The following is a 22711-nucleotide window of genomic DNA, read 5'->3' as shown; positions in this document are numbered from 1 at the left end:
CTTAGAGCTTGCTGAAAGGGGTCTAATAATGAAAACCTATTCACGAACTATGCTTGCTTCAGCGATCATATCAGCTCTTTTGATCGCACAGCCTGCCTCGGCAATAGCCGGAGATGCAAAGTCCAATCAGTTTTGGTGGCCTGAACAGCTCAATCTGAGTGCTTTGCGTGATCATGATGCCCGTTCTAATCCCTATGGCGATGAATTCAATTACGCCGAAGCATTCAAAACGCTCGATCTTGCACAAGTGAAAAAGGACATTGAGCAAGTGCTGACGACATCCCAAGACTGGTGGCCGGCAGACTTTAATCATTATGGGCCTTTTATGATCCGAATGGCGTGGCACAGCGCCGGAACTTATCGGGTTGGGGATGGCCGAGGCGGTGCTGATGGTGGCCAGTTGCGCTTTGACCCACTGAACAGTTGGCCTGATAACGCCAACCTTGATAAAGCCAAGCGGTTACTTTGGCCGGTGAAACAGAAATATGGCCGTTCGTTATCCTGGGCTGATTTAATGATATTAACCGGTAATGTGGCGTTGGAATCGATGGGTTTTAAAACCTTCGGTTTTGCTGGTGGTCGTGTCGATGATTGGGAGCCGGATTTAGTTTACTGGGGGCCTGAAACAGAATTTTTGGCGGACGAACGTCGCACGGGTGATGGTAAATTACAAGGAGATCTTGCTGCCATTCAGATGGGGCTGATCTATGTAAACCCTGAAGGACCTGGTGGTAATCATGACCCGCTTGATGCAGCAAAAGACATGAGGCTGTCTTTTGGGCGTATGGCCATGAATGATGAAGAAATCGTCGCACTGGTAGCCGGGGGGCATACTTTGGGTAAAGCGCATGGTGCGAAACCACCGAAAGACTGTGTCGGGCCAGAGCCTGGCGCCGCTCCGATTGAAGAGCAAGGTTTCGGGTGGATGAATACATGTGGTAAGGGTAACGCTGAAGACACGATTACCAGTGGTCTGGAAGGGGCTTGGACCTCGACACCGACGGCATGGTCAATTCTCTACCTTGATAACCTGCTCAAGTTCGAGTGGAAACAGGTGAAGAGTCCGGCGGGAGCAACCCAGTGGATCCCAACAGATGAAAGTGCAGCCAGTCTTGTTCCTGATGCTCACATTGCCGATAAGCGCCATGCGCCTATTATGTTCACCACGGATATGGCATTGAAGAAAGACCCTGAATTTTTGAAAATTACCCAGCGTTTCCGCGATGATCCTAACGAATTTGATAAAGCGTTTGCCAAAGCATGGTTTAAATTAACCCACCGCGATATGGGACCGAAGGCACGGTACCTAGGTAGTGAAGTACCGGAAGAGGTGTTGCTGTGGCAAGACCCTATTCCCAAAGCACCATCACCTGAAATTGGCGATAGCGATATCGCTGACTTGAAAAAGGCAATCATCGACTCGGGGATCTCCAGCCCTGAATTAATAAGAACCGCATGGGCGTCAGCCTCTACATACCGTGCCAGTGATATGCGCGGTGGGGCTAACGGTGCGAGGGTTCGCCTCGAACCTCAAAAAGACTGGATGGTGAATAATCCGGAAGAGCTTGGCAAAGTGCTCGCTGCACTTGAGAAAGTACAAACTGATTTCAATAAAGCGGGCGGGGCACAGATCTCGATGGCTGATTTGATCGTCCTTGGCGGTTCAGTCGCGGTTGAGGAAGCGGCGAAAAAAGCCGGTTATGAGGTTGAAGTACCGTTTACGCCGGGGCGTGGTGATGCCAGCCAAGAGCAAACCGAGGTATCATCATTTGCCGTGCTTGAGCCACAAGCCGATGGCTTTAGGAATTATTTTGGTAAAGGCAGCTACTATGGCCCTGCAGAAGCCTTGGTAAATCAAGCCAGTTTGCTTGATCTCTCGGTGCCAGAAATGACAGCGTTAGTGGGGGGGATGCGGGTACTTGATGCCAATACTGGCGGAAGTCAGCATGGTGTCTTAACCGATAACCCCGGTAACCTGAGCAATGACTTCTTTGTTAACTTGTTGGACATGTCAACCAAGTGGAGCAAAGCCGAAGAAGAAGGGATTTATGAAGGTCATGATCGCCAGTCCGGTGATAAGAAATGGTCTGCAACGACGGTCGATCTCATCTTTGGCTCCAACTCCGAGCTAAGGGCGGTAGCCGAAGTCTATGCCTCGGATGACGGTAAAGAGATGTTTGTGAATGACTTTATCAACGCATGGGCTAAGGTAATGAATGCTGATCGTTTTGATCTGCAGTGATCCTCCGGTTATGAGTGTCGATCTCTGAAAGAGAAGCCGTGTTTATCTCAAACACGGCTTTATTTTTATCGCTCATAAGTCTGTTCAAGATACGCCACAATGTCTTTCGATTCGAACATGGCCTTATTGGTGTTGGGATCCATCAAGAAGGGGACCTGTACGTTGCCGTATAGCTTAAAGAATTCATCCCGTTTGGTATTAGGAAGGGGATGATACGGTTTTAGGCTCCATCGCATTTTGGCTGGCCCCATGTCGGAGATTTGCTGCTTGCCAATGTTAATCAAAATATAGGTCAGTTCCAGTGCGCAGAGCTTTTCACGTACTAATCTTGCGAACGGACTTGATTCAAAACTATATAGAATTAGCGGAAGCTCAGGTTGATAAGAGGGGCGGGCGTTAACCCCCGACCTCAATCGTACTGTTGTCGCCATGGTCGAACTTAGTTGGTTGGTCACTTTTCCCAGCAAGGACGTCGACACGCTTACTTTGCCGTAGTAGCGGTTTAAATAGGTGAGTATTGAATCCGCCCCATACATCGCTTTTGATTGGTTGTTATCGACAAAAAGAGGAAGGCGAATATCACCGTATTCGGATTGTAGTGACGCTAAATTTTTACCGCCCTTTGGGCAGGGAACAATGAGAATATCTAAGTTAAGCTGGGTGAGTGACTCGCGTACCTGTCGACACTCGGCATCATTTTCCTGGTCGAACAAAATGAGTGTTTGCTCCGGTTGTACGACATCTTTATCAGCGATTGTGCCATTCCAACAGCGGTACGTAGAGGCAAGAAGCGAACTGGTGACATTTATTATATGATTCATTGTTTGCCTAATTCCTTTTAGCGATAACAAGCCGTTGCACAACCTTCCTTTGAACAACGAAACGAGCGGTTATGTAGAAATAAGTATATGCATGAAAACCCGCTCTTGCAGTGATTAGGTTTGCATAATCAGTGCCGTTATCAGCAATGATTAACAGGGGACGGTGATGGGGGTGAGATTGCAATCAATCAGCTAAGAGCTCGGGCCAAACGCAAAAAAGCCTGCTCAATGAACAGGCTTTTGCTTCTTACGAAAGAAATGGTGGGCGATACCGGGCTCGAACCAGTGACCCCCTCCTTGTAAGGGAGGTGCTCTCCCAACTGAGCTAATCGCCCGAATAAACGCTTGGGAGCCTCTAACGAGGTAGTGCGTTTATTGGAATTTGGTGGGTCCGGGCGAACTCGAATCGCCGACCCCTACCATGTCAAGGTAGTACTCTAACCAACTGAGCTACGGACCCAAATTTTGTTCTTCTTAGTGGTTAAGTAAGAAGTTGGTACGACCGAGTGGACTCGAACCACCGACCCCCACCATGTCAAGGTGGTGCTCTAACCAGCTGAGCTACGGTCGTACTGTATCTTCAAAAGAAGATGGTGCGTCTGAGTGGACTCGAACCACCGACCCCTACCATGTCAAGGTAGTACTCTAACCAGCTGAGCTACAGACGCATAGTGTGTTCTAATTAAAACTAGAAATTGGTACGACCGAGTGGATTCGAACCACCGACCCCCACCATGTCAAGGTGGTGCTCTAACCAGCTGAGCTACGGTCGTACTGTATCTTCAAAAGAAGATGGTGCGTCTGAGTGGATTCGAACCACCGACCCCTACCATGTCAAGGTAGTACTCTAACCAGCTGAGCTACAGACGCATTTTATGTTCTAGTTTAAACGAGAAAATTGGTACGACCGAGTGGACTCGAACCACCGACCCCCACCATGTCAAGGTGGTGCTCTAACCAGCTGAGCTACGGTCGTACTGTGTTCTCTCAGAGAACGAGGAGCATATTAGCGACTGATGATCCCTCGTGCAAGCATTTGAGTTGGCTTTTTTAAGTTATGGTGACTGTTTGCTTATGGTTTGAGCGCGGCGGATTAATTCTCACCGCAAACGGGAGTAAAAGTGTGATTTCAATCACTTTAATTCAATAGGGACGATCAGCGAATAGTTATGGATACAGTTAAGCCAGCATGTCATTGCAGTGACGGGTGCTGGCTTAAATACGATATATACCTAATAAAAAGAGTACTTAACTGACTGCTACGTTTTCTGTTTGTTCCAGCGTGGCAAATAGATCGATGAACGACTGGCTAAGCTTATGGTTCGGTAATAAGTGAATTAGCGGCTGTTGGTGGTAATGGGATTCTTTCATTTTAATCGAAAGCGGTAGGTAAGGCTCAAGAATCGGTAAGCCGATACCTTTGAGATCTTCAATGATCTGGGCTGGGAACTTAGCCTGGGCATTGAACATATTGACGATAACGCCTTCTACCTCAAGGTTGGGGTTATGGTCGTCGCGCAGCTCGGAGACATTATTGAGCAAGGTCATTAAAGCCTGTTGCGAGAAGCTGTCGCAATCAAAAGGGATCAGCAATTTATGAGCACCTATCAAGGCTGCCTTACTGAAGAAATTTAAATTTGGTGGGGTATCGATATAAATACGGTCATATTCTTTTTCTAATTCGTCGAGGGCGTCACGCAGCTTATAAATCTTGTAGCGGCGTTCTAGCTCAGATTCGATTTTTTCCAACTTAGGGCTGGAAGGAATAATATCTAAGTTGTCGAATGCCGTTGATTGTGGATAAGACTTGATAGGCGTTGAAACCGAGAACCATCCGACGGTCTGGTTGAGTAACTCAGCAACATTCTTGTTATTGTCGACATTGATATCAAAGCCGAGGTAATGGCTACTATTTCCCTGGACATCTAAGTCGATCAGCAGTGTTTTATAGCCTTTCGCGGCACTGATGGCGGCAAGGTTGGCTGAAATACTCGATTTTCCCACCCCACCTTTTTGATTGAAGACAACACGACGCATAATGCTTGAACCTACCTTGGTATATTTGGAAAAAGAATACGGTAACTCAGTCTAATATGAGCTGCAATGCTTATTGTAGTAACTCGTGATCAGCTGGTAACAGCCGAGAAATCCACAAGATGAGTTTATGTTTCATCGTGGGGCCATCTTCTTTGTCTTCAGGAAGCGGGGTGATTTGCTTGAATTGAACCAGTAAGCGGTAAACACACTCTACTTTGTCTTTTGATGAAACAGACTTGTCCAAATCATCAAATCCTTGTTGCTTAGCAAAGGACATGCCTAGTTCTAGCGCTTTTTTCAAAAGCTTTGCATCGTTTTTGTTTTTCTTCATGTTAGGCTCCTCCTGATATTTATTGTTTCATCTTAGAGCCTGTTGCCATGCATTCATACCAAGACAGGACAATTCTTTGCACTGAGTCTGTGAATTTATATATGAGCGGCTAGCAAGTTAGCGAACACCGACTTTGATATTGCAGCGTTTGAAAGTCCGTTGCCAAAAACCGACATGTTTAAGCGTTACTTGCCTGAAATCATCATGCAAACGACCGCCCAAGTATTGTTTGTAATAGGGCACTAATGCCGGGCTTTGTGATTGTGCCGGTGCCAGAAGCTCGATAAGTGCGGGAGTAACTTGGCTGTACTGGGAATCGAGCTCGGCAAGGTAAGGTTGTAGCTCATTGGCAAAGAACTTGTAGAAGACATTACTCAAGTATTCCGCTTTTTGTTGGTTACGGTTAGGGCCGCAGATGAGTGTTGCTTCATGTTGTTCGAGCATCTCAGTAATACTTTCTAGCCACAGGGAAGAGTAGTGCATTGAGTAAATTAACTGACCGAAGTAGTGGTGGGCATGAAGTTGCTTTTGATGTTGTATCAGCCTATTGGCTTGCTTTTCTTCAACACTGGTTCCCGTGCGTATATGCTGCTGGATAAACGTTAAATAGTTAAAGGCATTTAAGTTTTCATCAAACCCATAAAAGAGCCCTAACTCAAAAGGTTGGTAATGTATTGTTAGTTGTTGCCGCCATTCCTTTTCCGTGGTTAACATATTCCAAAGGTGGTTGTTTAGCTGGGCTTGTTTTTGCTGTTTAAAGCCTTCCAGCATCGGGAGAACGTCTGAGTCTTCGGGGAGTACTTGCTGGCAGTGGTTTAGCCCGCTGAGCAGGATCAGTTCATAGCGAAGCTGACGGGTTTTGTCCTGTACCTTACCCAGAATAGAGTTGCGTTCAGCAATGAGGTTAAACAATCCACATTTTCTCAATTCATAGGCGTCGAGCAAATCAATTCGAATATCTTCAATAGGCAGCAACAACTCACGGGATACAGGGAAAGCGCTGAGATCACCGTCGTTGATGGTAACCGGCGAGGTCTCAAGGACGTTGGCTAGCCTGTTGTTGTACGTATCAAAGCTACGTTTCGTGGTATTGGGTTCGCATCCGGCTAAGAAGATAATGAGCAGCAGAACAAAACACAGGTGACCTTTTCTCCACGCTGGGGGCCGAAAGGGGAAAAGTCGCGGTGAGAGTGCAAAACTTGGCCGTGTATGCATACTAGCTAATCAGTACTGAGAGTATGACAAGTATACGCAGCAAAACAGAAAAGCGACCATAGGCCGCTTTTCATTCTGGTACCAGTAGAAAGTGACAAGTTAGCGCAATGACATTTGTCGTTGTGCGTCTCTATCTTGTTTTTGCACCCAGAACATCCGGGACGCAAGCATGATTGCTGCGGCGGTTAAGCCGACAATATTACCGATCCAGAAGCCGTGAGGTCCCATCGGTTCGACAATCCGGTCTGTCATACCTAGGATATAGCCAATTGGCAGGCCGAGAATCCAGTAAGCGATAAACGTACGAATAAAGATTGCACGCATATCTTTGTACCCTCTCAGCGCACCCGCGGCAACGACTTGGATGGCATCAGTACACTGGTAAATAGCTGCGAGGAACAACAACTGGCCTGCAATGGAAATCACTTCGTGGTTATTGGTGTACATCTGGGCAATCGGTTCACGCAGAACAATGGTCATTACTGCCGTTATTGCTGCAATGCAAAAAGCCACGATCAAGCCGCAGCGACTGGCGATTTTGGCTTCTGTGAAATCTTGCTGTCCGAGTAAGTGGCCAACACGGATGCTCAATGCTGCCCCTAAACTCATCGGGATCATAAAAATCAGAGATGAGAAGTTACTGGCAACCTGATGGGCGGCCACAATGGTTGAGCCAAGCGGGGAGATCAGCAAGGCAATCGCCGCAAAAAGAGAGACCTCAAAGAAAATCGAAGCAGCAACAGGAAAGCCCAAGCGGAATAAACGGATAACCGCTTTGAATTCAGGTTTGTGCCAATGATCGAAAATGCCAATGTTATGTAATCTTTTATTCAGTCGGATATACACCAGCATCGAGAAGAACATCAGCCAATAAACAATTGCAGTCGCGACACCGCAACCGACGCCGCCCAGTGCTGGTGCTCCAAATTTACCGTAAACAAAAATCCAGTTAAGTGGAATGTTTGCAGCTAGGCCGATAAAACCGATCACCATGGCGGGAACCGTCATCGACACCCCTTCAGAAAAGCTTTTTAAGGTTTGGAAGAACAGGAAGCCCGGTACGGCGAAAAGGACGGCAAAAAGGTAGCCGTTGGTCTTATCTGCCAAGACTTCTTCAACATCCATCATATCGATCAATATACCGGCATTGTATAGCACCAATATAATGGGGACAGAAATCAATGCCGCGAGCAGAAAGCCATGCTGGACCTCGAAAGGAATGCTCTCTCGTTTACCTGAGCCATTTAGGGTTGCGACAATCGGCACCAGTGCAATGAGCAAGCCAACACCGAATAGGATTGCGGGTAACCAGATGCTTGCAGCCACAGACACCGCTGCCATATCCGTTGCACTGACACCACCGGCCATAACGGTATCAACGAATCCCATTGAGGTTTGTGCGACAGAAGCAATCAGTACGGGAACCGCGAGTTTGAGTAAATGACGTGTCTCACGCCGGTAGTTGTGCACAGGTGCGCTCCTGGTAAAAGAGGGGAAATTACGCGGGAATTATAACGGTTAAGGGAACCGACACAATTCACATTGAATGAAATTATTTGAATTAATTACTTTATCATTAATTTCATAGGCTTGTGTGAGCTTTTTGGTGCTCGTTCTGTTTAGTATGGAACTGAATGTCACTAGGCTTGGTTAAGTGCAATTACCGCTTGTTGTCGGTTCAATAACTGCTCTGTTCTTTCCACGATGTTTCGCCTCATAGAGTAATTTGTCGGCTATCGCATAGGCTTTTTGTGGTTGGGAGAAACAACGACAGGCCCCAATGCTGGTTGAAATCGTCACTGTTGTTCCATCATTGATATAAGGGGTGCTGGCAAGCGTCGATACTAATTCATCAGTCAACTCCTCAATACAAGCCCTTGGCATATCATTTAGCCACATTGCAAACTCTTCACCGCCAATGCGACCAAACAGGCACTGTTCAGGTAATACACCTAGGCAGACTGCGGTGAAGTGCTTGAGAATATTATCCCCCTCGATATGACCAAAGGCATCATTGATTTGTTTGAAGTTATCGATGTCTAAGATGAGTAGCCAACCACTGCTCTCGGTGCATTTGTCGTCGAGTTGCTGCCAAAAATAACGGCGATTAGCGATGCCTGTGAGTGCATCAAAGTAGGCCATTTGGTGCAATTTGCTATTGGCTGTTTTCAACGCATGGGTCCGCTCTTCGACGCGCTCTTCAAGCTCTTGATTTTGAATGGCTAATAGGGCGTTGAGGCGTGTTGTTTCTTGCTGTTCGTTATCCAGTTTGAATATGGTTTTTTCAAGGTTGCATTGCATCTTGTTGAAAGACTCAGCAAGTGTTCCTAGTTCGTCATCACGCGTTATTGTAATTTTACTTCCCCAGTGCCCTCTGCTGATTTGTTCTGCGGCATGGGTGAGGGCCTGAATGGGTTGGCTAATTTGACGAGCCGCTTTTTTTCCAAGCATGATTGCGATGAACATCAGAACTAAGGTGAGCAGAATCGCAACGTTTTGCGCCACTTTGAGCTCGGGCGCAAAATCACTCATCGGTGAATAGAAAGCAATCTTGACTTCATCAACCTGTGCGAGACTGTAATCGGCAATAAAGCCTGCCCATTGCTTTCCGTCATGATCGATCAGGATGAGATTATTGCCTTGGTTACTATCGAGTCGAATTAATTTATCCAGAATCGGGGTGTTTGCGTGGTTAATCGATTTCAGCTTTCCGGTATGTACAGCATGCTTTTTTGACGTACTGGCTAAGATGATATTGTTTTTATAAAACAATACGACATCGCCATGACGACTTAATTTGCTCTTATAGAGTTCCTGGATGACTGTATTTAAGGTTAAATCCAGCCCCCAAACCCCTAGTAGCTCCCCATTGAGACCACGCTGCGCTTTTGACAGGGTGATACCGAGTAATGTTGGGTCGAATGCGCCGGCATAGATCTTGCTCCATACCGGTTGGTTAACTTTGGTGGCATCTTGATACCACATCTTTTCTCTGGCATCAAAGCCCGCTGTTGTTTCAATAAACGTCCCTTTGATGCCGTTATAATCTGACTCAAAGCGAGATAGTTGTCCGGCATTTCCTGTTTCGGACTCGATTAAGTAATAGAGATCGTCGCTTTGGTGGCCAACAGAAACCAGCCCGCCATCTGTGTTGGCAAAGTAGAAATAATCGATATCATCGTGATGGTTGAGCACATTGGTAAGGTGGCTCAGAAGGGCTTTTCTATCATTGATGATAGTGCTGAGCTCAGCCTGAATCCGCTCCTGGTGGGTGTAGACTTTGTTTGCTTGGGTTAAGAAATCATCAAGGTGGCTAATGACAGACTGACTGGCATACTTATATATATTCTCAATGGTATTATGAACAATACGTTCGGCACTTTGATGCCAAAGAAAGCCGATAGGAAGCGCCGTTAGAATAACCAACAATGCCATTAACACCTGAATGTGTCGATTAAGATTTTTTCTTAGGTGTGTAAGCATGTTGAGTCCAACTCAATGTGATCGGTAAGAAATGAGTGAATATGTGTTGAGGATATAAGGTTAAGCTTAAGAGTGCAATTTGGCTTGCTTTTTACTACGTTGGCTTACTTTTTACTACGTTGGTTTGCTGTTAACATGCTGAAAGTTAGCTTACCAGCAGGAGTTGTTATGTTTACCGGAATTGTTCAGGGTACAGCCGAAGTTATCGCCATCGATAAAAAAGAAGCGTTTCAAACTCACGTTGTCCGTTTGTTCGGCAAGATGCGTGATGGGCTAGAAGTGGGCGCTTCTGTCGCCCACAATGGTTGCTGTCTAACGGTAACCAAGCTGGAAGGAGACAATGTCTCATTCGATCTGATGCAAGAAACGTTAGCAGTGACAAATCTTGGTGAGCTGCGTGTTGGAGAGAGCGTAAATATTGAGCGTGCAGCAAAGTTTGGTGATGAAATTGGTGGCCATTCAATGTCTGGTCACATTAACGCCGTGACCAAGATTGTTGATATTGAAGTCTCGCCAAATAACACCACAATTTGGTTTGAAATTCCTGAGTCATACAATAAATATATATTAAGAAAGGGATATATTGGCTTAGACGGTTGCTCATTGACCATTGGCAAAGTGGAAGAGTCTCGCTTTTGCGTGCATTTAATTCCTGAAACATTGCAACGAACATTATTTGGTGCGAAGCAGATAGGCGCTAAAGTCAATATAGAAATTGATCCACAAACCCAAGCCATTGTTGATACCGTAGAAAGGGTACTGGCAGAAAAAGGTCTAGGGTAAATTATCCAATATAAAAAGTAAGGTTTTATATAAAGAAAACCCCTACTTATCAGTAGGGGTTTTTTGTTCCTTCCAATTCGTTATACCGTTCAATCCAAGACCCAAATTTAGAATATTTGCTCATCATCGGCGTCGACAAATAAATTGATGGTCTTGTGTAAGTCATCGACTTGCATATTTAGGTGGATAGCATGACAGCAGGCGGGGCAGTCATCATAAAACTCTTGGCTACCAGCACTGGCATCAAGGGTAATATGGATATTGTGGCCGCAATGTGGGCAGGCTACCGTCTGCTCAGTAAAGTTATTCATTGTGTACTCCTTGCAAACTTACAACAAGAATGGGCATCCCAGTTGCAATCATTCTTGTGAACGCGACAGGTTCAACTCAATGATTTAACTTTAGCGTTAAGCATTCGTTTTCGCCTCAAATTAACTATAAAGTTTGAAGCGATAGAAATTTATGGGAAATAACGAACAGGTAAAGATCAGATAGCGAAAAAAGACTGGACGTACAAATTTTTGTTTATATTGATGAAATAAATGTTAGGTCAGTTATGGAACATTTTAGGTATGAATCGGCTGGATAAAAAGATGCAAAAAATATGATGGTTTGATTTACACATTTTTCAACATGTAATGTCACCGCATAAATGCAATAAGTTGCTTATTTGCTTCGAGTAACGAGTTAAGTTTTAGGTCAGTAGTATTGATGTCTGCCCAAGTACCTTGAAGCCCGTTGGGTATAAACCTCTGGTTGTGGTTTGCCAGAGCGTGCCGCCTTAAGCTGGAGCAGGTATTTACTCCAGCATGGCTCGTTTATGTCGCCTTGGCCGCGTAGTGCGAAAAGCTGAGCTTATCTAAGCCCTAACTGGTCCATCATTTGTTCAGCTTGTGTTATATAACTGCCGCCAAACAAATTACAGTGGTTGAGCACATGGTATAGGTTATAGAGAGCCTTACGTTCTTCATAGCCATCACCCAAAGGCCACACCGACTGGTATCCTTCGTAGAAGCTAGGAGGGAAGCCACCAAATAATTCTGTCATGGCGATGTCGCATTCACGATCCCCCCAGTAGCTGGCAGGATCAAAAATGATCGGCCCAGTGACAGTAACAGCGGTATTACCATGCCAAAGGTCACCATGGAGCAATGATGGTTTGGGTTGGTGATGGACAAGCAAATCGATAACTTTGCTGGTGATCATATCGATATTGCCAAACTCAATGCCTTTTTCGGAGCAGAGCTGCAGTTGCCAGGCAATACGTTGTTCAGCAAAGAAACGACACCATTTACGGCACCATTGATTGGGTTGTGGGGTTAACCCGATATAGTTGTCGAGGTCAAAGCCGTATTCCCCTTGATCGCCCCAAGCATGCATACGCGCCAGTTGTTCGCCAAGGGTGTAAGCTGACTGGTTATCGATGACTTTGGTCGGCAAGTAATTGAGCACAATAAATGCACGGTCTTTGCTGGCACCAAGGTGGACAAACTGGGGGACTTGGATACAGTCTGTCTCGTTGAGCATCCTCAGGCTTTCTGCTTCTGTTTCGAAGATGACAAGCCGTTCGCGGTCGTTAAGTTTAACGAAGTAACGCTCATTACCGTCTCCGATGCAGTAGCATTCATTAATGTCACCGCCTTCAAGAACTTCCTTTTCGCTGATTTTGAACGGTCTATCCAATACCTCAGAAAGTTGGTGAGAAATTGCTTGCCACATAGCATCCTCCACGACACATCAATATGCAGTTGGGCTCGTTGCCTCTTCAACATAGTAGTCTATTTATTGAACAAATAACTGGGTATTTATCAAGGTTTTAAAGATCGGCCCATAAATTTTAGTCTTGAAAACAAGGTTAAATTTTTCAACGACCTGATAAGGCTCCGCTTTGTGGAGGCTTGACGGGTACACGACAGGGTATTGAAAGGTCATCATCTTTAATCGGGTATGCATTCATTTAGCGCTTCACCTGTATACATAAGGTATTCAACACAAAGCGAATAGAATGCATTGGCCTGTGGTGAGATAGTACGGTCGGTTAGGCGGAAAATGCCTATATCCCGCTTGAGCGGTGGGTCGATAAGCGGTCGCCAGACAAGCTTGGTCTCATTGGTTGGGAAGGCCAGTTTGGGCAAGGTGGTGATCCCGATGCCTAACTCTAAGACTGAAAATAGCGAAGTGATGTTCTCGACTGAGTAGAGGGCTTTCTCACTAAGTACGCGGGCAGGGGTAGGCTCTAAAAGTGTACAGGTGCCATTGCGAATAAAAGGTTGTTTGAGTAAGGTTTCCCAATTGATCCCTTCTTCAAATTCGGCCAAGGGGTTATCTTGCAGACAGACCACACCAAGTGGGTCTGAAAGCAGTGGGGTAAAAGAGATCGCTTCATCATCAAAATGCGAGCAATTTCCCAAGGCCAAATCAACTTCTCCTGCCAGTAGCCGAGCTTCGACGCCAGCTGCGTTATCATCTATCAAGCTGACTTCGACTTTGGGGTAGCGTTCGCAAAATGCAGCCAAAACGCTGGGAATGAGCTTTGCTGCCACAGAAGGAACACACGCGATGCGTACTTTTCCCTGATGGCCAGAAGCGATGGCTTTCAGGTCATTATCTAGGTCATGGTAAATGCTGAGGAATTGGGTGATCTTCGGATAAGAAACTTTGCCAAACGGCGTAAGCTGCGCCTTATGCCCGGTTTCAAATAGCGTTTGCCCCAAGGTACGTTCCAGTTCTTTTACCGAAGTAGAAAGTGCAGCCTGTGAGCGGTTTGCTCGCTTTGCAGCAGCACGAAATCCGCCTTCTTCGACCACCATCACAAAATGAATCATTTGCTGAAGCTTAATGCCCATTGCTATCTCCCTGTAAGCCCTTTATCCATCATGCCTGATATCAAGTGTTAAATAAAATTTATCAATTGTAAAAAATTAACCGTTAGATATATCAGTACAGTTAGTGCATGATTTAACCAACTTGAAACATCTTGATTACAAAATGGAGTTGAGCGTGAGCCTTCAAGAACAAAAGCAAGCTGTCAAAACCTCTCTATTTGCATCGAAAGCCCCGCTTGAGTGGGCCATTACTCATAATGGAACGCTCTACACTGCGCAGATCCCTATTGATCAGAATGGCGTTGTGGTGGAAGGCGGGATCGAGGCCCAGACCCGTAAGACATTGGACAACCTCGCCCATACCTTGGAGTGTGCGGGAGAGTCGCTGGATTCGGTATTACAGGTGCTGATTTATGTCACAGACCGAGAGTACCTTGCCACGGTTAATAAGGTTTACGCTGAGTACTTCAATGCCCCATACCCTAACCGTGCAGCCATGGTTGTTGCCGGGCTGGCACGTGAAGAAATGTTAGTTGAGCTAGTGGTTTACGCCGCAGTAAAGGAATAAGGACATAACAATGACTATTCAAGCAGAGCAATCCCTTTTTATTGGTAATGAGTGGCAAGCTGGTCAGCGTACTGTGGCTAACATCAATCCATCGGATATCAGCCAGAATTTGGGTGATTTTGCCCAAGCTAGCCAAGCACAGGTCCAGCAGGCGATTGATGCAGCAAATGCAGCGCAGCCTGAGTGGGAAAAAGCACCATTGGAGCGCAAATTAGCCGTGCTGCAAGCTATTGGTGACGAATTGATTGCTCGTTGTGACGAGCTAGGCCGTTTACTTTCAAGCGAAGAAGGTAAGCCGTTTGCAGAAGGGCGTGGTGAAATCTACCGTGCCGGTCAGTTCTTCCAATATTATGCCGCAGAAGTATTGCGTCAGGTGGGTGATAACGCGGCTTCTGTTCGCCCCGGGGTCTCGGTTGAAGTGACCCGAGAAGCGGTCGGTACTGTGGCTATTATCTCGCCTTGGAATTTCCCTACCGCAACAGCGGCTTGGAAAATTGCGCCGGCACTGGCGTTTGGCAACAGTGTAATTTGGAAACCAGCCAACCTGACTCCAGCCAGTGCTGTTGCGTTAACCGAAATCATTTCGCGACAAGGGCTCCCTGCTGGCACATTCAACCTTGTACTAGGTAGCGGTGCTGAAGTGGGCGATACACTGATTAATTCAAAGCAAATTCAAGCGGTGAGCTTTACCGGATCAGTTGAAACAGGCCGTAAAGTGGCAGCTGCAACCGCACCGAATTTCGTTCGCTGCCAGCTTGAGATGGGCAGTAAGAATGCATTGATTGTTGCTGATGATGCCGATATTCAAACCGCGGTGGAAGCCACTATAGCGGGTTCATATTCGGGTGCGGGCCAGAAATGTACGGCGTCATCACGCTTGGTGGTCATGGACAGTATCCATGATGCTTATGTAGAAGCGCTAATCAAACGTATGAGCGAGCTTAAAGTCGGTCATGCGCTGGAAGATGGGGTCTTTATGGGGCCTGTAGTTGATAGCAAGCAGCTGGAAGCCAACTTCGGCTGGGTAGAAAAAGCCCGCCAAAGTGGCGCCGAGCTGGCCTTTGGTGGTGAGCGTTTGAGCTTGCAGCACGAAGGTTACTATATGTCGCCAACACTGTTCCTTAATACCCAGAACAGTTGGGAAGTGAACCAAGAAGAAGTCTTCGCCCCAATGGCCTGTGTCATCAAGGTGTCTGATTTGGATGAGGCGATTGCTACCGCCAATGATACCCGTTTCGGCCTGACCGGCGGCATCATCACCCAAAGCCTGCGCACCAGCGCACTGTTCAAAGAGCAGATCCAAACCGGTTGTGCGATGGTGAACTTGCCAACAGCAGGAACGGATTACCACGTACCGTTTGGTGGCCGTAAAGAGTCGAGCTTTGGCCCTCGTGAACAAGGCCAGTATGCCAAAGAGTTCTACACCGTCGTGAAAACTGCTTACCAGCGTCCTTACTAAGGAGTGGCCTATGTATCAACAGCAAATAGTCATTGATGGTTTGCAGTACTGTCACTGGGATCGCGAGTATTTCCAGACATTGAAGGCGAGTGGTATCCATGCCGTACATGCCACCTTGGTGTATCACGAAACTGCCCGCGAAACGCTAAGTCGTTTTGCCGAGTGGAACCTGTTGTTCGAGCGCAATGCGGACTTGATTATGCCCGTTCTGTCGATGGCTGATGTCGAAGCGGCAAAAGCGCAAGGCAAAGTCGGGATCATGTTTGGTGCGCAAAACTGCTCGCCAATTGATGATGAAATTGGTTTGGTCGAGGTGATGCGTCGTCAGGGTTTGTTGATTATGCAGTTGACCTATAACAACCAGAGCCTGCTGGCGACAGGGTGTTATGAGCAAAACGACAACGGTATTACCCGCTTCGGTAAGCAGGTGGTCGATGAAATGAATCGTGTCGGCATGATAATCGATATGTCGCACAGTGCCGAGCGCTCGACCCTTGAGGCAATAGACTTATCTGCTCGGCCGATTTGTATCAGTCATGCTAACCCGACATTTGCTCATGATGCGCTGCGTAATAAATCTGATGCGGTTATCAAGGCGTTGACCGATCGTGGTGGGTTGCTGGGCTTTAGCCTGTACCCGTTCCACTTGCCCAATGGCAGCCAATGCACACTTGAAGACTTCTGCCAAATGGTTGCCCGTACCGCTGATATGGTCGGTGTCGAACATTTGGGGATCGGGAGCGATTTGTGCCTGAACCAACCACAGTCGGTACTGGAGTGGATGCGTAATGGCCGCTGGTCGAAAGTGATGGATTACGGTGAAGGCTCTTCCAGCAATGCTGGTTGGCCTGACGCCTTACCTTGGTTTAGCGGTAGCCGTGGGATGGAAAACATCTACAACGGGCTGATCAAGACAGGGTTTAGTGAAGCCGAGGCGGGACAAATCATTGGCGGTAACTGGTTCGAGTTCTTGCAAAGCGGCTTGCAGCCCGCTGAGTAACAGCATAAACGGCCTGCCATTCCAATAAATTCAAGCAGGCCGCCTATATTCTTTTTTGCCCAGACAAATCCACCAACCGCTGGAGACAGTACATGTCTGAGATTATGAATACGGTAAAGACGGAAGCGACCAAAACAGAGTCGGTTAGCACTGCGTCTTTACAAGCAGAGCAACACACAACAGAAACACTCACTGATAAATTAGGAATTAATAACCCGGTTCTATGGCTAAGCGGTGGTTTTTTAGCGCTATTTGTCGTGCTAGCGCTGTTTGACCATGAATTGCTTTCTTCCTTGGTCAATACCGGCTTTGCCTGGTCGGTTAAGTATTTCGGACCTTACTGGCAAATTTTATTGCTACTGACTTTCTTGATTGGCCTGGCTTTAGCAGCGGGCAGGACGGGGCATGTAAAACTTGGCAACCTGGATGAGCCTGAAATTGATGCTTTTCGCTGGATCGCGATTATGCTCTGTACCTTACTTGCTGGAGGAGGGGTATTTTGGGCTGCCGCTGAGCCTATTGCCCATTATGTCAGTGCGCCGCCGTTGTATGGTGAGGCGACAACGCCGTGGCAGCAGGCGATTAACAGCCTATCGCAATCTTTCATGCACTGGGGCTTCTTGGCATGGGCGATCACAGGCTGTTTGACGTCGATTGTATTAATGCATCTACATTATGATAAAGGTCTTCCGCTAAAGCCACGTACATTACTTTACCCATTGCTTGGTGAGCGTGCGCTGAAAGGAGGAATTGGTGCCACTATCGATGCATGCTGCATTATCGCCGTAGCCGCCGGCACGATTGGTCCTATTGGCTTCCTCGGTTTGCAGATCAGCTATGCGCTTAATGCCTTGTTTGCTATTCCTGATGGCTTCACCACTCAGTTGATCATTATCTTGTTTGCCATTGCAATCTATACCCTTTCTGCCCTGAGTGGTTTGAACCGAGGCATTCAAATCTTAAGCCGCTGGAATATTATCTTGGCCGTTGGCTTGATGGCTTACATCTTATTGGTCGGTCCGACAAACTTCATTGTTAATGGCTATCTGCAAGGTGTCGGTACCATGCTAGACAACTTCATACCAATGTCTACTTACCGTGGTGATGAAGGCTGGTTAAGCTGGTGGACCGTGTTTTTCTGGGGCTGGTTCCTCGGCTACGGCCCTATGATGGCTATCTTTATCTCGCGTATATCCCGTGGACGTACAATTCGCCAATTAGTGATGACCCACAGTGTGATGGCCCCTTTAGTTACCTGTTTCTGGTTCACCATTGTGGGGGGGACTGGGGTGGCATTTGAGATGGCAGACCCAGGTACGGTCAGTAAGGCTTTCGAAGGCTTTAACTTACCGGGAGCGCTATTGGCGATTACTCAGCAGCTGCCTTTTCCAATGATAGTGTCGATTTTGTTCCTGATTCTGACCACTATTTTCATTGTGACCACCGGTGACTCCATGACTTATACCATCAGTGTGGTGATCAGTGGCGAGACGGAGCCTAACGCCTTTATCCGTACTTTCTGGGGCGTAATGATGGGCCTGACCGCATTGATTTTGATTTCTCTTGGCTCTGGTGGGGTGTCGGCCCTGCAATCTTTCATCGTTATCACCGCAGTGCCGGTCTCGTTGATATTGCTGCCATCGTTATGGGATGCGCCAAAAATTGCAATCAAGATGGCCAAAGAGCAAGGGGTTTAATACCAAACGCTATAAGTACTTATTCTAGAAAGGTATAGATCCATCATGCCTCGCAAGGGGCATGAGAAAGCAACAGCAATATCATAAGAGCAATATTCCCGGGCGGTAGTTGGACGCCTATAACCAGAAACATAATTATAAAATTGATGGTGAGCAATATGGATGCACATCGTTCCTTGAAATCTGATAACACCCTACGTCAACCTGAAGTCGTTATGGCACCTGAAAGGTTGGGGGCTATGCACCAAAACCGAATTAGTTTTGTGCGCTATTTTATTCGTCAAATGGCCCAGAAAAACTGGCAGGTAAGCCAACATGATTGGCAGCTGTCGCCAGAAGGCTATGGGCACGCTATCTATCGTCTAGAAACACAGGAAAACCAGTACCACCTTGTGGTGTTCTGCGACGAGATCAGTGACGAAGAACGTAACGATCGCGTGATTGCTGAAAAGTGGGATGTGACGCTAGCCTTGGTTGATGGTGAAGTATCACCACAATTGTTGGTGCAGCTTCAAGCAAACGTACCATTACAAGAAGCTGGGCGAAACCCGAACCGTGCCTTGGTACTGGCACGAGCCAACAAGAGTGTGCGGGTGTTTGAACACCTTGTTTCGAGCCTGTCCCAAGGCCAGCAGCCGGATCCACAACAGCTAGCAAATGTGGGTTATATTCTGCGAACAACGGCAGTATATGGTAATGGCAAGTTCGGTATTGCAGATTTCAAATTGCTGGAAGACAACCCGGATTTTCACCAGTCTTTCAGTGCGCAGATGTGTGCCGTTTATCTCCTGCGTGAATTTAGTCTGGACTGGGTCGATTATCTAGCCAAGCAGCGCGGAGGGGAGAATGCCGTTTCACTTCACCGTTCGTTGCAGCGCTATCTGGGTGTGGGTAACGCGACTGGGTTGGGTATGGCACCTTACCTGATAAACCATCCTTGCATTGTTGATCAGTGGATGACTACCCGTGAAGAAGCATTGGCAGAGATTTTGAGCCAGCCATTCGATGCGACTAAGGTGGATGCGTTGTCCCAGCTGCTCGAACAGGCCAAGACCCATCTCTCTCAGGTTGTCACGATTGATGATCACCAGCGCGGGCTGAACAAGCAGGCGGTGGAGGAGCTCGTGGCTTTTTGCAGCACGGTGGCAACCGTGTCTGCCGATGTGACACCAGACTGGTACAGTGTGATTGCCCAATCTCAATCAATGAGCTTGGAAACGCAGGAAATCGTACTTTCTTGTGTGATGGAGCTCTATCCAGACATTGCAGATAGCTATCAAGAAAAAATGAATTGCGATGAGACGTTGTCGTTAACCAGTGGTAAGAAGGTCTCGGATTTCATGCAGTTGCTTGAAAGCCGCTATCGCTGGGCTATTGATACGGATTTCCAGCGTCCTGAGAACAATTACTGGTTCTGGTACCGCTCCCAAGACAAAGAAGAGCCTCGACTTGGCGTACGAGGTGTAGAAGCTGGGGAAGAGCGAGAATTGCCATTGGATATCGGTCGACAGGTCTACCGCTTATATAGCGCTTTGCTAAAGGCTGAGGCGGAGCAAACGCTCGCTGAGTTCTTATTATTGAACCCAGAATATCGCGGTATCGCAAAAAGGGCTTGGACATTGGGCAACAAAGTCATGGGCGATATCCAGATGAACGTGCTGCACAAAGGGTCTCTGCCGATGCACCTGCTACGCTGTAAGTTAGCCGTCTTCGGTGCGACGAAATTTGACCCGCGTTCAGATCGCTGGGTTCAGGTGACCTTTTTCCAAGGCGCGCCGCTATTGGATGAAATCCACGATGGTGAATGGTTATTTCCTATCCTGCCATCAGCACAAGAACTAGCAGGAGAGGCTAAATGATTGTAACCCATAATGAGCTTGTCACCGCAGTTTACAAGGCATTCCTAGGTTTGCGCCGTTGCTGTGGCGAAGCGGACGTTATCGCGAATATGGTGGCAGATTTGCAGATGGTTGGCCTTAACGGTGTCGGGCATTTTAACAAGGCGCTTCCTTATCTTGCCGGTGAAAAAGATGGTCCGATCACATTAACAAAGCCTACTCCAGACCGTATTGATGTCGATATGCATGGTACCAGCTTGGTTTGCCACTTACCGAGTATCATGGATTATGCTGTAGAGCAACTGGTACACACTAAGTCATTAACGATTCATGTCCACCATTGCCATAACCGTTGGTTAGCTTACAGTGAGTTGGTTAAGTTAGCCGCCAAGGGACTAGCGTGCAAGGCACAATGGTCAAATGGCTCTGATGCCAAAAAGACGCTTTACATGCTCAACAAGGGCTGTGTTTTCCCTGAGCTGCTCCAGTCTGAGGATGTTGATACCGACAAAGACAGCCAGCATGACATGATTATTGAGCTGTCGGTCTCTGATTTTGCCGTGCCGTCATCAGGGGTAACTGGCTTTGCTCTGCTGGATTCTTCAAGCTTGCGCGACACATACCTACAGGCGTGGCAGGAAGGAATTGAGGTAGACGATGCTGAATGGCAGCAGTTAAAGCAAGCTGCAACGGTATTCTTGGTCGAGAACAGTGAAACATCGGCCAAAGGGGCTGGTGAGTTGGTTGTGTAGTTAGCTGAAATCCTAAACTTTAAACCCCTCAATAATAAAGAAAACGCCCCTTATTTAATCTTAATAAGGGGCGTTTTTTATCATTGGACGATTTGCCTTAATGCCCTTATAAACTCGGCAGTAATTGTGAAGGCATCAAGGTGTTGTAATGCGCTTCCAATAGGAGTTCGTTTGCTTTTTCGATATCAGGTGCAAAATACCGATCTTTATCGTAGAAGCTCACACGGGCACGTAGCATTTCTTTGGCTTGCTCCAAGCGATCTGAACTGCGGTTCGGCGAGCGGAAATCCAAGCCTTGAGCGGCAGCCAGTAATTCGACGGCTAAGATCCCGCGGGTATTTTCGGCCATGTCCTTGAGTCTTCTACCTGCAAAGGTTGCCATCGAGACATGATCTTCCTGGTTAGCGGACGTCGGCAAACTATCAACAGAAGCTGGGTGGGCGAGGGTTTTGTTTTCACTTGCCAGTGCTGCTGCGGTCACTTGGGCTATCATAAAGCCGGAATTTACACCGCCATTATCCACCAAGAACGGAGGGAGTTTACTCAGGCCGCTATCAATCAATAGCGCCATTCGACGTTCTGATAAGCTACCAATTTCGGCAATGGCCAATGCAAGGCTATCTGCAGCCATCGCGACAGGCTCGGCATGGAAGTTACCACCCGAAATAATGTCGCCATCATCGGCAAATACCAGTGGGTTGTCAGAAACAGCATTCGCTTCGATTTCGAGGATATCGGCAGAATGGCGGATTTGTTGTAGACAGGCACCCATCACTTGCGGCTGACAGCGCAGCGAATAAGGATCTTGGACCTTGTCACATTGCTGGTGCGATAAGCCAATCTCACTCTCTTTGTCTAGCATATGACGGTAAGCCATTGCTGCATCAATTTGACTACGGTGGCCTCGTACGCGATGGATACGCGGATCGAAAGGTCGACGGCTACCCAACGCCGCATCTACCGACATCGCCCCGCAGACGGTGCCCGACGCATACAAATCTTCAGCGGCAAATAAGCCTTCAAGGGCAAACGCCGTTGAGGCTTGGGTGCCATTGAGCAAAGCAAGCCCTTCTTTGGGGGCCAGCGTAATCGGTTCAAGCCCGGCAATCTTGAGTGCGGCTGCACCACTGATGATTTCACCATTGTGGCGAGCCTGGCCTTCACCCAGTAAAACGGTGCTCATGTGTGCCAGCGGGGCAAGATCCCCCGACGCGCCGACGGATCCTTTTTGTGGAATGCATGGGTACACTTCGGCATTGACCAGCGTTATGAGTGCATCAACGACTTTAGGGCGGATCCCCGAGTAACCTCGGGCAAGGCTGTTGATCTTCAGCGCCATCATGAGTCTGACAGTATCATCTTCCATTAATTTGCCGATGCCAGCGGCGTGAGAGAGAACGATACTGCGCTGTAGTGTTTCTAAGTCTTCGACCGCGATACGGGTATTGGCAAGCAGGCCAAAGCCGGTGTTGATCCCATAAACGACTCTGTCTTCTGTGATCACTAGCTCTACAGCTTTGGTACTGACCAACATATCATCATAGGCAGCCTTGTTGAGTGACAGTGTCACTTTGTGGCGATTGATGTGTCGCAGCTGCTTGAGCGATAATTTTCCCGGGTTGATTTCAATTTGGTACATACAACGTCCTTAGGCGATTAT

18 protein-coding genes and 7 tRNA genes are annotated in these 22711 nt (G+C 47.4%); 8 read left to right on the top strand and 17 right to left on the bottom strand.

The features are described 5' to 3' along the window. Positions 1-49 precede the first annotated feature (49 nt). Positions 50-2242 carry a catalase/peroxidase HPI gene (gene katG, locus C9I99_RS07430; RefSeq protein ID WP_208113367.1) on the top strand — a complete coding sequence of 731 codons (2193 nt, stop codon included), beginning with the start codon at positions 50-52 and terminating at the stop codon, positions 2240-2242. Positions 2243-2307: 65 nt separating this feature from the next. Here katG and C9I99_RS07425 read toward each other — a convergent pair whose 3' ends face one another. From C9I99_RS07425 to C9I99_RS07365, 13 genes are all read right to left on the bottom strand, one after another. Beyond that, the gene (locus C9I99_RS07425; protein ID WP_107348218.1) at positions 2308-3063 is read right to left on the bottom strand and encodes a glutathione S-transferase N-terminal domain-containing protein; all 756 of its coding nucleotides are present in this window, start codon (positions 3061-3063) and stop codon (positions 2308-2310) included. Between the two features lie 259 nt (positions 3064-3322). Beyond that, a tRNA-Val gene (locus C9I99_RS07420) sits at positions 3323-3398 on the bottom strand. A gap of 48 nt (positions 3399-3446) precedes the next feature. Then, positions 3447-3523, bottom strand: a tRNA-Val gene (locus C9I99_RS07415). A 34-nt stretch (positions 3524-3557) separates the two neighbouring features. Beyond that, positions 3558-3634, bottom strand: a tRNA-Val gene (locus C9I99_RS07410). Positions 3635-3654: 20 nt separating this feature from the next. Further along, positions 3655-3731, bottom strand: a tRNA-Val gene (locus C9I99_RS07405). Between the two features lie 28 nt (positions 3732-3759). Then, positions 3760-3836, bottom strand: a tRNA-Val gene (locus C9I99_RS07400). A gap of 20 nt (positions 3837-3856) precedes the next feature. Next, positions 3857-3933 (bottom strand) — tRNA-Val (locus C9I99_RS07395). A gap of 29 nt (positions 3934-3962) precedes the next feature. Further along, positions 3963-4039, bottom strand: a tRNA-Val gene (locus C9I99_RS07390). Positions 4040-4311: 272 nt separating this feature from the next. Then, complete coding sequence (locus tag C9I99_RS07385; RefSeq protein ID WP_107348217.1) at positions 4312-5100, bottom strand: ParA family protein; 789 nt, start codon at positions 5098-5100, stop codon at positions 4312-4314. Between the two features lie 70 nt (positions 5101-5170). Further along, entirely contained in the window at positions 5171-5431 is a 261-nt protein-coding gene (locus C9I99_RS07380; protein ID WP_107348216.1) for a DUF5062 family protein, read from the bottom strand. 117 nt (positions 5432-5548) lie between these two features. Continuing rightward, a complete protein-coding gene (locus C9I99_RS07375) occupies positions 5549-6646 on the bottom strand; it encodes a DUF3080 domain-containing protein (RefSeq protein ID WP_107348215.1) in 1098 nt (365 codons plus the stop codon). A gap of 99 nt (positions 6647-6745) precedes the next feature. After that, positions 6746-8116 (bottom strand): MATE family efflux transporter, encoded by a 1371-nt coding sequence (locus tag C9I99_RS07370; RefSeq protein WP_107348214.1) that lies wholly within the window; start codon positions 8114-8116, stop codon positions 6746-6748. 180 nt (positions 8117-8296) lie between these two features. Further along, a complete protein-coding gene (locus C9I99_RS07365; RefSeq protein ID WP_166645376.1) occupies positions 8297-10081 on the bottom strand; it encodes a diguanylate cyclase domain-containing protein in 1785 nt (594 codons plus the stop codon). A 216-nt stretch (positions 10082-10297) separates the two neighbouring features. On the opposite strand from C9I99_RS07365, the gene C9I99_RS07360 reads away from it, so the two are divergent. Then, entirely contained in the window at positions 10298-10912 is a 615-nt protein-coding gene (locus C9I99_RS07360) for a riboflavin synthase subunit alpha (protein ID WP_107348536.1), read from the top strand. 107 nt (positions 10913-11019) lie between these two features. Here C9I99_RS07360 and C9I99_RS07355 read toward each other — a convergent pair whose 3' ends face one another. The 3 genes from C9I99_RS07355 to C9I99_RS07345 form a co-directional block, all read right to left on the bottom strand. Beyond that, on the bottom strand, positions 11020-11223 hold the full coding sequence (locus tag C9I99_RS07355) for a CPXCG motif-containing cysteine-rich protein (protein WP_107348212.1): 204 nt from the start codon (positions 11221-11223) through the stop codon (positions 11020-11022). A gap of 544 nt (positions 11224-11767) precedes the next feature. Beyond that, positions 11768-12631, bottom strand: coding sequence for a fructosamine kinase family protein (locus C9I99_RS07350; RefSeq protein WP_107348211.1), 864 nt, complete (start codon positions 12629-12631; stop codon positions 11768-11770). 218 nt (positions 12632-12849) lie between these two features. Continuing rightward, positions 12850-13758, bottom strand: a complete 909-nt coding sequence (locus C9I99_RS07345) for a LysR family transcriptional regulator (RefSeq protein ID WP_107348210.1) — start codon at positions 13756-13758, stop codon at positions 12850-12852. Positions 13759-13900: 142 nt separating this feature from the next. On the opposite strand from C9I99_RS07345, the gene C9I99_RS07340 reads away from it, so the two are divergent. From C9I99_RS07340 to C9I99_RS07315, 6 genes are all read left to right on the top strand, one after another. After that, positions 13901-14305: a RidA family protein gene (locus C9I99_RS07340; protein ID WP_107348209.1), complete on the top strand. Its 405-nt coding sequence runs from the start codon at positions 13901-13903 to the stop codon at positions 14303-14305. Between the two features lie 10 nt (positions 14306-14315). Next, positions 14316-15764, top strand: a complete 1449-nt coding sequence (locus tag C9I99_RS07335; RefSeq protein ID WP_107348208.1) for an aldehyde dehydrogenase family protein — start codon at positions 14316-14318, stop codon at positions 15762-15764. Between the two features lie 10 nt (positions 15765-15774). Then, positions 15775-16764: a membrane dipeptidase gene (locus C9I99_RS07330; protein ID WP_107348207.1), complete on the top strand. Its 990-nt coding sequence runs from the start codon at positions 15775-15777 to the stop codon at positions 16762-16764. A 92-nt stretch (positions 16765-16856) separates the two neighbouring features. Continuing rightward, on the top strand, positions 16857-18461 hold the full coding sequence (locus tag C9I99_RS07325; RefSeq protein ID WP_107348206.1) for a BCCT family transporter: 1605 nt from the start codon (positions 16857-16859) through the stop codon (positions 18459-18461). 158 nt (positions 18462-18619) lie between these two features. Next, positions 18620-20320: a hypothetical protein gene (locus C9I99_RS07320; protein ID WP_338069657.1), complete on the top strand. Its 1701-nt coding sequence runs from the start codon at positions 18620-18622 to the stop codon at positions 20318-20320. Continuing rightward, on the top strand, positions 20317-21051 hold the full coding sequence (locus C9I99_RS07315; protein ID WP_107348204.1) for a DUF3726 domain-containing protein: 735 nt from the start codon (positions 20317-20319) through the stop codon (positions 21049-21051). The genes C9I99_RS07320 and C9I99_RS07315 overlap by 4 nt, the downstream gene beginning before the upstream one ends. Positions 21052-21157: 106 nt before the next feature. Here C9I99_RS07315 and hutH read toward each other — a convergent pair whose 3' ends face one another. Next, positions 21158-22690 (bottom strand): histidine ammonia-lyase, encoded by a 1533-nt coding sequence (hutH, locus tag C9I99_RS07310; protein WP_107348203.1) that lies wholly within the window; start codon positions 22688-22690, stop codon positions 21158-21160. Between the last annotated feature and the right edge of the window lie 21 nt (positions 22691-22711).

This window comes from Photobacterium lutimaris, assembly GCF_003025555.1.
Lineage (GTDB): Bacteria > Pseudomonadota > Gammaproteobacteria > Enterobacterales > Vibrionaceae > Photobacterium > Photobacterium lutimaris.
The sequence above is the reverse complement of the archived record's forward strand: the minus strand, read 5'-3'. Positions and strand labels throughout refer to the sequence as shown.

Excerpts from the sequence above, each read along its gene's own strand:
- katG (WP_208113367.1), top strand. The coding sequence starts at position 50 with ATGCTTGCTTCAGCGATCATATCAGCTCTTTTGATCGCACAGCCTGCC.
- C9I99_RS07425 (WP_107348218.1), bottom strand. The coding sequence starts at position 3,063 with ATGAATCATATAATAAATGTCACCAGTTCGCTTCTTGCCTCTACGTAC.
- C9I99_RS07385 (WP_107348217.1), bottom strand. The coding sequence starts at position 5,100 with ATGCGTCGTGTTGTCTTCAATCAAAAAGGTGGGGTGGGAAAATCGAGT.
- C9I99_RS07380 (WP_107348216.1), bottom strand. The coding sequence starts at position 5,431 with ATGAAGAAAAACAAAAACGATGCAAAGCTTTTGAAAAAAGCGCTAGAA.
- C9I99_RS07375 (WP_107348215.1), bottom strand. The coding sequence starts at position 6,646 with ATGCATACACGGCCAAGTTTTGCACTCTCACCGCGACTTTTCCCCTTT.
- C9I99_RS07365 (WP_166645376.1), bottom strand. The coding sequence starts at position 10,081 with ATGGCATTGTTGGTTATTCTAACGGCGCTTCCTATCGGCTTTCTTTGG.
- C9I99_RS07360 (WP_107348536.1), top strand. The coding sequence starts at position 10,298 with ATGTTTACCGGAATTGTTCAGGGTACAGCCGAAGTTATCGCCATCGAT.
- C9I99_RS07355 (WP_107348212.1), bottom strand. The coding sequence starts at position 11,223 with ATGAATAACTTTACTGAGCAGACGGTAGCCTGCCCACATTGCGGCCAC.
- C9I99_RS07350 (WP_107348211.1), bottom strand. The coding sequence starts at position 12,631 with ATGTGGCAAGCAATTTCTCACCAACTTTCTGAGGTATTGGATAGACCG.
- C9I99_RS07345 (WP_107348210.1), bottom strand. The coding sequence starts at position 13,758 with ATGGGCATTAAGCTTCAGCAAATGATTCATTTTGTGATGGTGGTCGAA.
- C9I99_RS07340 (WP_107348209.1), top strand. The coding sequence starts at position 13,901 with ATGGAGTTGAGCGTGAGCCTTCAAGAACAAAAGCAAGCTGTCAAAACC.
- C9I99_RS07335 (WP_107348208.1), top strand. The coding sequence starts at position 14,316 with ATGACTATTCAAGCAGAGCAATCCCTTTTTATTGGTAATGAGTGGCAA.
- C9I99_RS07330 (WP_107348207.1), top strand. The coding sequence starts at position 15,775 with ATGTATCAACAGCAAATAGTCATTGATGGTTTGCAGTACTGTCACTGG.
- C9I99_RS07325 (WP_107348206.1), top strand. The coding sequence starts at position 16,857 with ATGTCTGAGATTATGAATACGGTAAAGACGGAAGCGACCAAAACAGAG.
- C9I99_RS07320 (WP_338069657.1), top strand. The coding sequence starts at position 18,620 with ATGGATGCACATCGTTCCTTGAAATCTGATAACACCCTACGTCAACCT.
- C9I99_RS07315 (WP_107348204.1), top strand. The coding sequence starts at position 20,317 with ATGATTGTAACCCATAATGAGCTTGTCACCGCAGTTTACAAGGCATTC.
- hutH (WP_107348203.1), bottom strand. The coding sequence starts at position 22,690 with ATGTACCAAATTGAAATCAACCCGGGAAAATTATCGCTCAAGCAGCTG.